The sequence below is a fragment of the Streptomyces sp. genome, assembly GCF_035563135.1.
Lineage (GTDB): Bacteria > Actinomycetota > Actinomycetes > Streptomycetales > Streptomycetaceae > Streptomyces.
This window is the reverse complement of sequence record NZ_DATMVN010000113.1, coordinates 1-13,475: the sequence shown is the minus strand read 5'-3', so window position 1 is coordinate 13,475 and position 13,475 is coordinate 1. Positions and strand designations below refer to the sequence as shown.

Sequence of the window (13,475 nt, the reverse complement as noted above, 5' to 3'; positions counted from 1 at the left end):
AAGTGGCGGTACGGGCCGGCGTCCACGCTCCGGCAGCGCCCGGGTGGGGAAGCAGAGGCAGCCGCAGGAAGCTCCGCGTCATCCGGCGCGCCCTGGGACGGACGCCGGACGCCGGGCTCCTCTTGGCGAGCAGGTGCGGTACTGGTTCGACAACACGCTGGCGGGCGGGGTGGCCGCCCTCATCGGGTGGCTCGCCGTCGCCTGCCTGGCCATCGTGGTCCCTTTGAGCGCGGTTCTGGTATGGACGGACGACAGGGCACCCGACGCCCTCCTGGGCAAGACCGCCGAGGTGTGGCGCACCGTCGGCCAGACACTCAGGCTGGGCGGCGAGGTCGGATCACCGCTGCGTGTCGCCCTGTCGGTACTGCTCGCCCTCGTAGCCCTCTTCTACGTCTCCACCCTCGTCAGTCTCATCACCGCTGCGATCACCGAGAAGCTCGTCGCTCTCCGGCTGGGGCACTCCACGGTCCTGGAAGAGGGACACACCGTCGTACTCGGCTGGTCCGCCCAGATCCACACAGTGGTCACCGAGCTCGTCGCCGCCAACGCCAACCAGCGTCAGAGTGCGATCGCGGTGCTGGCCGACCGGGACAAGACGGAGATGGAGGAGGCACTGAGCGCCGAAGTGGGCAGTACCGGACGCACACGAATCATCTGCCGCAACGGCCGGCCCACCGACCCCGCCGCGCTGGTGCGGGTCAGTCCCGGCACAGCCGATGTCGTCCTGGTGCTTCCGCGCGACGAGCCGGACGAGGACGCGGAGATCGTCAAAAGCCTGCTGGCTCTCCGGGCCGCGGTCGACGACGACTGCCGGGTGCGGACGGTGGCCGTGGTCCGCGACGAGCGTTACCAGCTCGCCGCCCGGCTCGCGGCAGGACCGGACGCAGTCGTCCTCGAGGTCGATGACATCACCGCCCGCCTGGTGTCGCAGTGCGTCAGGCAGCCCGGTCTCTCGCTCGTCTATCAGGAACTGCTCGACTTCGCCGGGGACGAGTTCTACGTCATCGACGCTCCGACACAGGCCGGCCGGACCTTCGGCCAGACGCTGCTGGCCTACCGGAACGCCAGTGTGGTCGGCGTCGTACGCACGGATGGCACCGTGCGGCTGAATCCGGCACCCGACACGGTCGTACGCCCCGGGGAACGGCTCGTCGTCATCGCGCAGGACGACGACACCGCAACACCGGCCGACGGTCCTGCGGCCTTCGACGAGTCAGCGATCGTGTCCCGCCCACCGACGCCGGCGCGCGCCCAACGGCTGCTCCTCCTGGGGTGGAACAGCCGGGCAGGACGTATCGTCGCTCACCTGTCCGGCCACACCACGGCAGATTCCGTTCTCCATGTCGTGGCCGGCGGGGGAGAGGTGACAGGCGCGGAGGTACGGGGCGCGGCCACCGGTGCCGCCGGTCTCGGCGTCACCTTCCATCCAGGAGACCCCACCCTGCCCGAGACGGTGAATCGTCTGGACGCGGCTGGTTACGACGGTGTCATCGTCCTGGGACCCGACCGCTCGGCGGGCAGTGGATCTCCGGATGACCGTGCATTGGTCACGCTGCTGCTCCTGCGTGCCCTCGAACGCAGCTCGGGAAGTCCGATCGCCGTGGTCACGGAGATGACCGACGACCGCAACCGGACGATCGCGCCGGTCGGGCCCGGTGCCGACTTCGTCGTCAGCGGCAAGCTGATCGGCCAACTGATGGCCCAGATCTCCCAGAACTGGCATCTCGCCGACGTCTTCGAGCACCTCCTCGCTCCCGACGGGAACGGCATCCACCTCAGACCGGCAGGTGACTACGTCAGGGAAGGGCACCACGCCTCCTTCGCCACCGTCGTGGAGTCCGCGTCGCGTCGCGGGGAGTGCGCCATCGGCTACCGGAGCCGTGACCGTGAGACGGACAAGCCTGACCACGGGGTGTGTGTCAATCCCTCCAAGACGGAAGTCCGGCGCTGGATGACGGACGACGACGTCATCGTGATCACCGCACACTGACCGGACGGCCGGGCCGCTTCCGGACGAGAGGGCGCGACCCGGGCCGGCCAGGCCTCCTCGTCCGGGGAAGGGGCGTGCCCCTGGGTGTGGCCCCGGCCGGCTGTAGCTGTCGGAACACCTGTCCCCCTGAGTCGTCCTGGTGATCATGATCGATAGCCTCCCAGGATGACTGCGACCTTCGACGACACCGTCGGCGCGGCTGCGAGCTCCCCACATCTGGTACGTCGGCACCGTGTTCGCCGACGGAGCACCGCAGGTCAGCCCGATGTGGGTGGATCTGGAGGGGGAGGGTGAGCTGACGTTCAACACGTCGGTGGGCCGCGTGAAGGAGGAGAATGTGCGCCGCGACCCCCGCGTCCGTCTCTCGCACGCAGACGCCGCCGGTCCCTTCGGCCGAGTGCGGATCAGCGGCGGGGTGGTCCGCTTCACCGAGGGCGAGGAAACGCACGACCGGATGGACCAGGTACGCGGCCCCGGCGAGTTTGATCACGGTGAAAGCGAGAGCGGACCGGCTGACGAGCAGTGACAGGCCCATGACCGCGGCGGCTACGTGAACGCAGAAGCCGGTCTGTGCACCGAACGCGGCGGTACGTCCCCACGAGCGTCTGCGGGCAGCGGCACGGACGACGACCAGGAAGTCAGGACCCGGTACCGCGTAGGCCGGCAACACCACTCCTGAGAACCCCAGCACATTGGCGGACATACGACCTCCTGGATCTCGGTGTTCTTCCTTCATGTGCGCCGCTGTCACGCCCGTATGCGCACCACGACCGCCCATGAAGGATCTTCTACGGATCACGGCTCCGCCCCCCGCCCGCCCCGTAACGGATACGTGCTCTCGCAGTGACACGTCGGCCGCCACCCGGCCCGGCGCAAGTACGCTGGTGATGTCGCCTTACGAGGACATCCGGGCATCCGGGCTTCTCGCCGCGGCGCCGAAGAGCACGGGCGGCCGGCCGGATGCGGCGGCCGGACCCGGCTACGGAGGCGGGGGAGGCCGGACCGCGCTGCTGGGCATGCGTCGTCCGGGGCGCAGAGGGTACCCGAGGTGCGAAACCTGCTCGCCCCGCACCGGAACGGGCGGGCACCGACGGGAGTAACGACATGACTGATCGCAGGCCCGAGGGAACCGCCTACACCGGGGCGGAGGGCAGCCCGCCGCCGATACCCGCCGACATGCCCGACCAGCAGGTCCAAGACGGCGAGGACGCTCTCGACGTGATCCTCCCGCCGAATCCGGGACGCCCCGAAGCGGAGCCGGACACCGGCCCCGACGCCGGCAAGCCCGATCCCGACGAAGCCGGTTCGGGCCGCAGCGCCGCCCGTAATGCCGGAGTCCACCCGGAGCACCCCACCCCGGACGAGTCGACGGGGTGACTCACGATCGCCATGGCCGGGTGCCCGCTTACGGCACGGGCACCCACCGGCAGCAACCAAGGTGGGACCACGGTGCGGCGCGTGCGGCGTCCCGTCCCGGGAGAACCGCCCTACGGCGGAATCAATCCTGCAGGTGACCGCGGCTGCTCCTCGACCCGCGCGGTCCGGCCGCGACCCGGACCAGGGCAGGCCCCGCTGAAGGGCTGCCGACCACTCCGAAGGGTGCGCCCTGGTTTCCTCGGAGCGCCGGCGCGGGACGCGGCTCCCGCCGGCCGTGCTGGCCCACCCGTTCGCCCCACGTGCGAACGGGTGGGCCACAGGGCACACTGGCTGGGACACGGCAGTCCGGAGAGGTCTGGGGCCATGGGCGACTACGCGGATCTTCCCGGTGCCAGGACGTGGTACGAGACCGAGGGCGTCGGCGATCCACTGGTCCTGCTGCACGGAGGCTTCTGTACCAACGACACGTGGGGGACGCTGCGGGCCGGCATGGCCGCCGTATGCCACCTCTTCCTCCCCGAGCGGCGCGCGCACGGGCACACCCCCGATGTCGCAGGTCCTCTCTCGTACCAGGACATGGCCGACGACACGGTCGCCTTCCTGGAGACGGTGGTAGGAGAACCAGCTCATCTGGTGGGCTGGAGCGACGGGGGCGTCGTGGCGCTGCTCGTCGCCATCGCCCGGCCCGACCTGGTCCGCGAGGCCGTGGTCATCGGGGCCAATTTCCGCCCCTCCTCCGAATGCTTCGTGAAACCGGCGATGCTCGACGCGATGACGCCGGACAGTGCCGATCTCGCGTTCTTCCGGGAGATGTACGCGGCGGTCGCGCCGGAGGGCGCGGGCCACTGGCCGGTGGTGGCGGCGAAGGTCACCGACATGTGGCGCACCCAGCCGACGCTCACCACGGGGGACCTCGCCCGCATCGAGGCGCCCACCCTCGTCATGGCCGGCGATGACGACATGATGACGCTGGAGCACACGACCGCCCTCTACCGTGCGATCCCGGGATCCCAGCTGGCCGTCGTCCCCGGCGCCTCTCATCTGGTCCCGCTGGAGAAGCCTGCCCTGGTCGACCGGCTGATCATGGATCATCTCGCACAAGGCGAGACGGAGACGATGCTGCCCATCCGACGTGCGCAGGCATCCACCGCGGCGTGATCTTCTTCCGCTTCGGCGGGGGCCGTGCACCGGTCCGGCCACAGCCCCCGGCCTCGTGGTCTCGTGTGCGCTTTCCGGCTCGTGCCGAAGGACCTCGCGCACCCTTGGGCGTGAGATCGGGTGCCGAGGCCCTGTCACCCGGGGGCGGCGCCTCCGGGTGACAGGCGGCCGCCTCCAGGGCGGGACAGGAAGCTCAGGCGTCCTGCCTGGCCCGCGCCATCTCGTGCACACGGCCGCGGACGAGGAACCAGCCGCCGACCAGCGCCGCCGCGATCAGCGGCAGGAACATCACGGTCGTCCGGCCGACACCGCCGCCCCACCACATCAGGAAGACCACGCCGACGAGGAACAGCAGGGTGACGACCTGGGTGTACGGGGCCCAGGGCAGGCTGTAGGAGGGCCTTGTCACCCGGCCGTCCCGCGAGCGGTGCCAGAACACCAGGGAACAGAGCATGATCATTCCCCAGGTCCCCAGGATCCCGATCGACGCGAAGTTCAGCACGATCTCGAATGCCTGGCCGGGCACCACGTAGTTCAGCCCGACGCCCAGCACCCCGAAGCCCGCGGTCAGCAGGATGCCGCCGTAGGGCACCTGCCCCTTGTTCATCAGGCCGGTGAAGCGGGGTGCGGAACCTGACAGAGCCATGGAGCGCAGGATGCGGCCGGTGGAGTAGAGGCCGGAGTTCAGACTGGACAGGGCCGCGGTCAGAACGACCAGGTTCATCACGCCGGCTGCACCCGGTACACCGAGCTTGTCCATGACGGTGACGAACGGGCTCTGGTCCCCCGAGTAGGCGGTGTAGGGCAGCAGCAGCGCGAGCAGCACCACCGAGCCGACGTAGAAGAGCCCGACCCGCCACATGATGGAGTTGATCGCGCGAGGCATGATCTTCTCGGGATTCTCGGTCTCACCGGCGGCGACGCCGCACAGCTCGACGGAGGCGTAGGCGAAGACGACGCCCTGGATCACGAGCAGCATCGGAAGTGTGCCGACGGGGAAGACACCGGTGTCCGAGACGGTGGACAGGCCCGGGGTGTGGCCGTCCACCGGATGCTGGGTGACAACGAGGAAGATACCGATCAGCATGAACGCGACCAGGGCCGCCACCTTGATGATCGCGAACCAGAACTCCATCTCGCCGAAGTACTTCACCGAGATGAGATTGGCCGCGAGCACCACGGCGAGGGCGATCAACGCGAGGATCCACTGCGGGACGTCGCTGAACATGCCCCAGAAGTGGGCGTACGTCGCCGCCGCGGTGATGTCCGCGATCGCAGTGGTCGACCAGTTGAGGAAGTACAGCCAGCCCGCCGCGAAGGCGCCCTTCTCGCCCATGAACTCACGGGCGTAGGAGACGAAGGCGCCCGACGAGGGGCGGTAGAGGATCAGCTCCCCCAGCGCGCGCACGACGAAGAAGGCGAAGACACCGCAGACGGCGTAAGCGATGGCGAGCGAGGGGCCTGCGTCGGCGAGGCGCCCGCCCGCACCCAGGAAGAGCCCGGTGCCGATCGCGCCACCGATGGCGATCATGTTGATGTGGCGGGACTTGAGGTCCTTGCTGTAACCGGCGTCGCCGGCGTCCACGTGGGGGGAGCTCGCCGCCGGTGTGCCGGCGGCGAGCTGATCGGCTGCTGTGATGCTGCCGTCACTCATGGAGGGGGTTCGCCTTTGTGAGGGGAAAATGGTCGCTCCCGGCCGGTCCCGTGGGGAGGCACCCGGCGATGGCTCGAAGGCGCATGATCAGGAACCCTGTGATTCTGGCAGTGCGCTATACCTTTCGAAAACAAATCTGAGGTATTTCTGAGGTTTCGTCGCAGTAAAGTAAGCGAGGTCTCACCGCGGGGATGAGATGAGCGCGGTCTTCGCCTCTGCCCCCGGAGTGGCCGGCCGCCCCTTTGCGCGGGTCTTGTCGCCAGGCAGGAAAGGCGGCATCCTGTGCGCGGACCCGCCCGTCGGTCACGCCGCTCTGCCTCCGCGAGCAGGCACCGCATACGAAACCGTGGTCCGTCGTTGCTGTATGAAGCTGAAGTGCACGGTCACCGACGCCTGCAGCTGACCGGAACGGCAGGTGTCATGAGCGAGATGTGGTCCGGCGAGAAGGTACGCCTCCGGGGTGTCGAGCCGGAGGACTGGGAGGGCTTTCGGGGCCTGGCGCAGAACACCATCGACGTACGCAACGCCGATCTGGTCGACCCTCCACGCTCCGCCGAAAGCTTTCGGTCCTGGACTGCCGACCGGGCCGGACGGCCCCCTGGCGGTGAAGCGTTCCGCCTGGTGGTGGAGGCGCTGGCCGACGGCGCGTTCGCGGGGACCGTGACGGTCGGAGAAAGCGACAGCCGTGCGGGCCGGTTCAGGACGGGCATCGAGATCTCCCGTGATCACCGCGGGAGAGGGTATGCGACCGAGGCCACCGAACTGATCCTCACCTACATGTTCGCGGAGCAGCGCTGCAACAAGTGTGAAGTAGAGGTTCATGCCTTCAACGAGGCCTCCCTCGCGCTCTACCGCAAGCTGGGCTTTGTCGACGAAGGGCGGCTTCGCCAGCACGAGTACTTCGCCGGCGGGTATCACGACGTCGTGCTGCTGGGCATCACCGCCGCCGAGTACTGGGCCACGCGTCGGCGTCCGCCGGTGGAGTGACGTCGCCACCTCGGCCAGGCCCTGCCGCCTCATCGTCGTGGGGGATGCCCAGCCGGCCGGCGACTGCGGTGAGGGCCGCCCCCAGCGGAAGCCCGATGCGGGTGACAGCGTGCTGGTCGCCCCGGGTCGGGTCCCGGTTGACTATCAGTACCGGCTTCCCGGCCTGCGCCGCCTGGCGGACGAACCGCAACCCGGACATCACTGTCAGTGATGATCCCAGTACCAGCAGCGAGGTCGCCTCACGGACCAGTTCACGACAGTGCTCGACCCGCCGTGGGGGAACGGCTTCACCGAAGAACACCACGTCCGGTTTGAGGATGCCGCCGCAGACCGTGCAGGGCATCACGCGGAAGTCCCCGACCTGTTCGTCGGTGAGGTCGGCGTCGCCGTCCGGGTTGAGTACGGCAGCCACCGGCCCGAAGCCCGCATTGGCCTCCTCCAGCCGCCGGGCGAGGTCACGACGCGGGCTGAAGGCCCCGCAGGAAAGACAGACGACCTGCTCCAGGCTTCCGTGGAGCTCCACGACGCCTTCGCTGCCGGCGGCCCGGTGCAGGCCGTCGACGTTCTGGGTGATCACGCCCGAGAGCAGGCCGTGCCGCCCGAACGCGGCCACGGCACGGTGCCCGGCGTTGGGGCGGGCCCGGCCGAAGGTGCGCCAGCCGAGGTGGCTCCGTGCCCAGTACCGTCGCCGGGCCTGCGGGCCGGTGGTGAAGTCCTGGTAGGTCATCGGGGTGTGCCGGCTCAGGCTCCCGCCCTCGCCCCGGTAGTCGGGGATGCCCGACTCCGTGGAGATGCCCGCCCCGCTGAGCACCAGCACACCGCCGGTGCTCAGTGCGTCGGCGACCGGTTGCAGGTCCGTGGTGCCCGGCGGCAGATCCTCGGGAGGGTCCCAGCTCAGTGTGGGGCGCATGCGCATGCCCCCAGGGTACGGAACGGGCCACTGTCTCCCGGCCCACCGCCGGGAGCGCTGTTTCGCGAAAGGAGCAGCCGTGCGGATGACGGAGCGGTCACCTGTCATTCACCTATAGGTTCGGTCACATCCCGTCGGAGGGCGGGCGCGGACCTACGCGTGAGGGAGCTCGCATGGCCACCATCCACCACACCACCATGACGCCCACCAAGCTGGAACTGCTCACCGGCTGGCTGCCGAAGCAGAACTGGTACATCGGCAGCGCAGGAGCGCCGGAGCTGGTCAGCGGCGGTGGGTTTCGTCTGGACGATCCGAAGGGCGCGGTCGGGATCGAGTTCATGGTGGTGGTCGATGCCGCCGCGCAGGAGCCGGCGGCGTATCTGGTCCCGATGGGCTACCGCGACGCGCCGCTGGAAGGTGTCCCGGACGAGGCGCTGATCGGTACCTCCGAGCATGGAGTGCTCGGCACCCGGTGGATTTACGATGGCGTCGACGACCCGGTGGTGATGGGACAGCTGCGCGCACTCATGCGTGGCGAGGCGGTGCCGCAGCACCAGAGCGAGAGTGATACCCCTGAGCCGACAGTCACTGTGCACGGACCTGTCCCCGACGAGGGCTTCGACGTTCGGATCAACCGGGTCCTGCGGTCGGCGGAGGCTGCTCAGGGGGCATCCGGCTGCCTGGCCGCCGGGTGGACCTGGCCGGACGGAACGGCTGCGCGGGGCGTGCTCGCGGCCGTCACGCCGCGGTAGGAGAGGGTGCCGACAGGACAGGTGTCTGGTCCTGGCCGGCGCTTCGGGCGTTCATCCCGCTCTCGTCCTCATGCTCTTCCCGCTGACGCGACGGCCACCCGTGGGCGGTGGGCCGGCCGTGGCCTCCGCCGTCAGGACGGTCGGTCGCGACAGCACCGGTACGGGAAAAGGGCGGGCGCTGCCGCACCTCCCCGGCGGAAGGGCGTTTCCCTTGCTTTCGGCGTCGGCCGGGTTGCCCGTCAGCCGGGTTTCCGGGTGCCCGCCCGGAGCAGGGACGCCCCCGCCGGCGTGAGGGTGTGCAGCACGGTCGGACCGTTCCGGACGGTGGTGATGAGCTGGGCGTCGCGCAACGCGGTGGCGTGCCGGCTGGCCGAGGACGCCGAGACCCCGGCGGCACGGGCGATCTCGGTGGTCGTGGCACCGGTTGACGCGGCACGCAGAGCGACTGCGCGCGCACGTCCGAGGAGGGCGGTCAAGGGCTTGTCGGCGGAGCCGGGGCCGCGCGGGGCGTCCTGCGGGCCCGGTTCGTGGAGCAACGAGTACCAGAGCACGGGCGGCAGCTGAGGATCGGCGAAGGTGACCGGCTCGCCCCAGTTGAAGTAGGAAGGGACGAGCGTGAGGCCACGGCCGTCCAGATACAGGGCCCGGTCGGCGGTCTGCTTGGGATAGCTGACCTCCAGGACAGGAGGGCGCCAGCGCAGCATGGGCCCGAGCCCGGAGAGCATGCCCTCGACCCCGCCGTCCAGGAGTCCGCGGCAGCGTGCCGCTCGCTCAGCCTCGATCCGGGCCTGCGTCTGTTCCTCGTACGGGGCGACGACCGTGTCGTAGTACGCACGCAGCACCCCCGCGAATTCCTTGCGCGCTTCCAGCCGGGTCAGCTGCCCGGCCCATGTGGGGGCTCCTACGGTCCGGTCCAGGATGGCTATCTCCTCCAGGACCCGCTGCGGCGGCGTGGCCACTATCGACTCCATTCCCATGGCCAGGTCGCCCACCGCGTCGGCAGGGGTCAGAAAGTCCGGAAAGTACGAGGCCCTCGGGTACAGGGGGAGCAGCACGTTCCGCAAGGCACGCTCGAGCCCCTTCTCACGTAGTTGCTGCCGTGCCGTGCGGTACCACTCGGCGTAGGCCCAGCGGCCTTTCCGCGACTGTAATCGGTGCATGCTCGCGGCGATCTCCCAGACCGGATCAGGCGCGGCGGCGATCCTGGTCCTTGCCAGATCCGCGTCACTGAAGTGGATGTGGAGCATGCCCGTCGTCCCCCTTTTGCCCGGCTTCGCACGGTCAGGCGGCGGCCGCGCTTCAGCACGTCCGGCTGACCGATCGTAGGGCGCGGAAGCCAGGGCGCGATAAACGGAGGTTTGACGGACATGGGGTGCGCGTTTATCCCCACGTGCGCGAGCTCACCGCCGACCGCATCGCTGCGGCGCAGGCCGGGCAGGGGAACTGACGCCCCGGCCCCCATGTCCGCATCATGCGCGGCGCGTCGTGCCGCAGCGACCAGTGCCCGGCGGCGAGCGCCGTCGTGAGGGCGGGAAGAACGGCGTCCTCCCCTCCCCGGCGGACCACAGCGCCACTGCGGTGTCGAGCGACGCGGTCGTGCGGCGCACCGTCGCGGGCCGGTGCCCGCAGCTCCGGAAGCGCTTACCGTGCCGTCGGGCCCAGCCGCGCCGGCGAACCTGGTCGTCCCAGCCCCGCGGGGCGCCGGGGGAGGAGGGGACGGCGGGCGAGACCGCGCTGCGGGGCCGGTCAGCCGATGACACCGGCGCGCAGGGCGAGGCGGCCAGGGGCTGTACACGAGGCCCCTGGTCCGACGGAGCAGTATGCTTCAGCCGCTGGATCGACGGACCGGAGGTGTAGCGCGTGCGCCTGCTGCTGACATCCGACACGCACCTGCCCAAGCGGGCCGGGCAGCTGCCCGGCCCCCTCCTTACGGAAATGGACGCGGCGGATGTCGTCTTCCACGCCGGTGACTGGGTGGACGCGGCCACCTTGGACCTGTTCGAGGCGCATGCGCGCCGCCTGGTAGGTGTCTTCGGCAACAACGACGGGCCGGAGCTGAGGGCCAGGCTCGACGAGGTCGCACGTGTTGAGTGCGAAGGCATCCGCTTCGGTGTCGTACACGAGACGGGGGCGGCGCACGGCCGTGAGGGGCGGTGCGCAGCTCGCTTCCCCGATCTCGACGTCCTGGTGTTCGGCCATAGCCATATTCCGTGGGACACCACGGCTCCGGGCGGGTTGCGGCTGCTCAATCCGGGTTCGCCGACGGACCGGCGCCGGGAGCCGTACTGCACGTACATGACCGCTGAGGTGTCGGGTGGCCGGCTCATGGACGTACAACTGCACCGCCTTCCGCGTCCTGCCTGACGAAGAACGCAGGCAGCAGCGCACACCGCTTCGAGTCATGCGAGCGACTCGTGCCGCCCGGACACGCTTGTTTCCTTTGTTTCCTTGGACGCGGTGCGCCTCCTGGTATTCCGCTGCTTTCCCGCGCCAGGACATGACGAGGCGGTGGTCCGTACGAGTGGGTGACAGGTTTTGCCTCCGCCGGTCCAGGGCTCGGCGAAGGAGACAGGCGGAGGGGCTGATACCGGTTGCGCCGATGATCTTTCGCTGCGTAGTGTCCCCCTTGCGTATCGGCCAACTGTTCGTATGTCCCCGGTCGATGCTCCGCATCCGGTGGATGCTCCTGCTGCACGCGGGCAACTCCCCGGCGGACGGCGCTGGGTCAGTGGAGATCAGAGAGTGAGTGGACAGATGCGGCCGACGTTCGTCCTGGTCCATGGAGCGTTCGCGAACTCCTTCTCCTTCGCGCCGCTCCAGGCGGAACTGGGACTTCTCGGGCACCGCTCGGTCGCTGTCGACCTCCCCGGCCACGGTTTCGGGGCGAGCTACTCGAGCGCCTATCAGGCGCCGCAGGATCTCGACGGTCTCGCCACCGCGTCCGGCTCGCTCGCGGGTGTCACGCTGGCCGACAACGCCACCCACCTGATCGGGATCCTGGAACGGGCCAAGGAGAACGGGCCGGTGATCCTCGTCTCGCACAGCCGCGGCGGTGTCACGGCGACTGCTGCGGCCAACGCCCGGCCGGACCTCATCGACCGCATTGTCTATGTCGCGGCTTGGTGCCCGGTGGACCTGGACGTGAACGACTACTACGCCGAGCCGGAAATGGCGACGGTCGACGCAGCGTCGCTGGCCCATGCCTTGGTCGGGAACCCTGCTGAACTGGGTCTGCTGCGCGTCAACTTCCGGACCTCGGACCCCGGAGCCCTCGCCGCGTTGAAGGGGGCCTTTCTCGCCGACGGCACCGACGAGGAGTTCTTGACCTTTCTGAACACCTTCCAGCCCGATGAGAACCTTGACGTAGGCAGCTCGGGCGACCGGGCGCAGGCCGCGACCTGGGGCCGTATCCCCAAGTCTTTCGTACGTCTGGCCGACGACGCGAGCATGCCGCTCGCCATGCAGGACCGGCTGATCCGCGAGGGCGACGCAATGACGCCGGACAATCCGTTCGACGTCCGCACCCTCGAAGGCAGCCACCTCAAGTGGCTGATCACCCCGGCGCCGGCGGCCCGGCTCCTGGGGGAACTCGGTGCGCTCACCTCCCAGTCTTCCTGATCACTCGCGGGGTGAGGCGGGGGTTCGCCACGGGCACGGTGCCGAGGCGGATGCGGAGAGTCCATCGGGCCGGTACGGTCGGCTGCCGAAGCCGGGGAACGCGCGGCGCCGAAGCCATGGTTGCCCGCAGTGCGAGCTGAGTACGGGGCTGTCACGCAGAGCTTTCCGCCGCCCGGTGGTCTTCGGCCGCTTCGATGTCCGGGCCCTTGATCTGCCCCGTCCTTCCCCGAAGCGCGTCGAACGTCAGGCCGAGGGGCGTCCGGAGCAGCTGTCCCGGACTTGCTGGGGCCTCGTGGCCCCGAGTGCGCCGATCCGCCCTGCCCCTCGGATGCTGCGCGGGCGGTTCACAGAGGGGACGACGAGGGCCGGTGCGCGCTCCTGGAACCGGACCGCCGCGTGACCCGGTGGCTGGTGACCGCAGGAGAGCCGGAAATCACCCGGGCGGGCCGATCCGTGGAGCCGGCCACGGCTCTCGGCCCGGTCCGTGTGCGTCGGACCCGCTGACGCTCCACTGAGCGCCGTGCGGCAGGTCCAGGCCATCCCCGGAATCCTGCGGGCCGGTGCCTCCAGGGATCCGGCCCGCGGCGGAGTCGGAAAACGGATGATCCGTGATCGATCTGTTTCGAACCGGAAATCTTGCACGTCACACCGCGCGCTGAAGCCCGCAAGGCCGCATAAGTCCCTCAGGCCGGCGCGCGGTGGACCGTGGCGGTAGCGCTGCGGGCCTGAGGTGGTCAGCCGCCTGAGGCGGCGGACCGGTCAGAACGGCATGCGGCCGCGGGCTCGACGGCCGGCGGAGCCGCTGTTGCCCACGGCCTTGGAGCTGCTGCGGAACGGCTTGCTGAAAAGGCGGCCCAGTACGCCCGGAGCCTTGCCGCCGACGCGTGATCCGGCCCCGAGGGTTCGCTGGGTGCCACGTTCGGGGTGGCGTGACAAGCGCGGCACGAAGAAGGCAAGTACGGCCAGAACGATACAGACAGCGACGATACCGGCAATCATCATGGAAAGCTCCCTGGGTTGGTGTGTTCT

12 protein-coding genes and 2 pseudogenes are annotated in these 13,475 nt (G+C 69.6%); 9 read left to right on the top strand and 5 right to left on the bottom strand.

The features are described from left to right. The first annotated feature begins 43 nt into the window (after positions 1 to 43). Positions 44 to 1,990 (top strand): CASTOR/POLLUX-related putative ion channel, encoded by a 1,947-nt coding sequence (locus VN520_RS05105; RefSeq protein WP_325745628.1) that lies wholly within the window; start codon positions 44 to 46, stop codon positions 1,988 to 1,990. Between the two features lie 165 nt (positions 1,991 to 2,155). Continuing rightward, positions 2,156 to 2,456: pseudogene (locus tag VN520_RS05100) on the top strand (pyridoxamine 5'-phosphate oxidase family protein); the annotation flags it as partial. Positions 2,457 to 2,507: 51 nt separating this feature from the next. On the opposite strand, the pseudogene VN520_RS05095 reads toward VN520_RS05100, so the two are convergent. Further along, positions 2,508 to 2,693: pseudogene (locus VN520_RS05095) on the bottom strand (LysE family translocator); the annotation flags it as partial. A 401-nt stretch (positions 2,694 to 3,094) separates the two neighbouring features. Here VN520_RS05095 and VN520_RS05090 point away from each other — a divergent pair. Both VN520_RS05090 and VN520_RS05085 read left to right on the top strand, forming a co-directional pair. Continuing rightward, entirely contained in the window at positions 3,095 to 3,367 is a 273-nt protein-coding gene (locus tag VN520_RS05090) for a hypothetical protein (RefSeq protein ID WP_325745625.1), read from the top strand. Positions 3,368 to 3,730: 363 nt separating this feature from the next. Further along, the gene (locus VN520_RS05085; RefSeq protein WP_325745624.1) at positions 3,731 to 4,525 is read left to right on the top strand and encodes an alpha/beta hydrolase; all 795 of its coding nucleotides are present in this window, start codon (positions 3,731 to 3,733) and stop codon (positions 4,523 to 4,525) included. A 193-nt stretch (positions 4,526 to 4,718) separates the two neighbouring features. Here VN520_RS05085 and VN520_RS05080 read toward each other — a convergent pair whose 3' ends face one another. Further along, the gene (locus VN520_RS05080; protein ID WP_325745623.1) at positions 4,719 to 6,179 is read right to left on the bottom strand and encodes an amino acid permease; all 1,461 of its coding nucleotides are present in this window, start codon (positions 6,177 to 6,179) and stop codon (positions 4,719 to 4,721) included. A gap of 420 nt (positions 6,180 to 6,599) precedes the next feature. On the opposite strand from VN520_RS05080, the gene VN520_RS05075 reads away from it, so the two are divergent. Continuing rightward, entirely contained in the window at positions 6,600 to 7,166 is a 567-nt protein-coding gene (locus VN520_RS05075) for a GNAT family protein (RefSeq protein WP_325745622.1), read from the top strand. On the opposite strand, the gene VN520_RS05070 is transcribed toward VN520_RS05075, so the two are convergent. Further along, positions 7,117 to 8,082, bottom strand: coding sequence for an NAD-dependent protein deacetylase (locus VN520_RS05070; protein ID WP_325745621.1), 966 nt, complete (start codon positions 8,080 to 8,082; stop codon positions 7,117 to 7,119). The two genes, VN520_RS05075 and VN520_RS05070, sit on opposite strands and share 50 nt — an antisense overlap. 167 nt (positions 8,083 to 8,249) lie before the next feature. On the opposite strand from VN520_RS05070, the gene VN520_RS05065 reads away from it, so the two are divergent. Next, entirely contained in the window at positions 8,250 to 8,828 is a 579-nt protein-coding gene (locus VN520_RS05065; protein ID WP_325745620.1) for a maltokinase N-terminal cap-like domain-containing protein, read from the top strand. A 239-nt stretch (positions 8,829 to 9,067) separates the two neighbouring features. Here VN520_RS05065 and VN520_RS05060 read toward each other — a convergent pair whose 3' ends face one another. Next, complete coding sequence (locus tag VN520_RS05060) at positions 9,068 to 10,075, bottom strand: ArsR family transcriptional regulator (RefSeq protein ID WP_325745619.1); 1,008 nt, start codon at positions 10,073 to 10,075, stop codon at positions 9,068 to 9,070. Positions 10,076 to 10,688: 613 nt separating this feature from the next. Here VN520_RS05060 and VN520_RS05055 point away from each other — a divergent pair. From VN520_RS05055 to VN520_RS05045, 3 genes are all read left to right on the top strand, one after another. Beyond that, a complete protein-coding gene (locus VN520_RS05055) occupies positions 10,689 to 11,192 on the top strand; it encodes a metallophosphoesterase (protein ID WP_325745618.1) in 504 nt (167 codons plus the stop codon). A 390-nt stretch (positions 11,193 to 11,582) separates the two neighbouring features. Then, entirely contained in the window at positions 11,583 to 12,446 is an 864-nt protein-coding gene (locus VN520_RS05050; protein ID WP_325745627.1) for an alpha/beta fold hydrolase, read from the top strand. 279 nt (positions 12,447 to 12,725) lie between these two features. Next, positions 12,726 to 12,950, top strand: coding sequence for a DUF3253 domain-containing protein (locus VN520_RS05045; RefSeq protein WP_325745617.1), 225 nt, complete (start codon positions 12,726 to 12,728; stop codon positions 12,948 to 12,950). A 255-nt stretch (positions 12,951 to 13,205) separates the two neighbouring features. On the opposite strand, the gene VN520_RS05040 is transcribed toward VN520_RS05045, so the two are convergent. Beyond that, positions 13,206 to 13,448, bottom strand: coding sequence for a DUF6411 family protein (locus VN520_RS05040; RefSeq protein WP_325745626.1), 243 nt, complete (start codon positions 13,446 to 13,448; stop codon positions 13,206 to 13,208). Positions 13,449 to 13,475 lie beyond the last annotated feature (27 nt).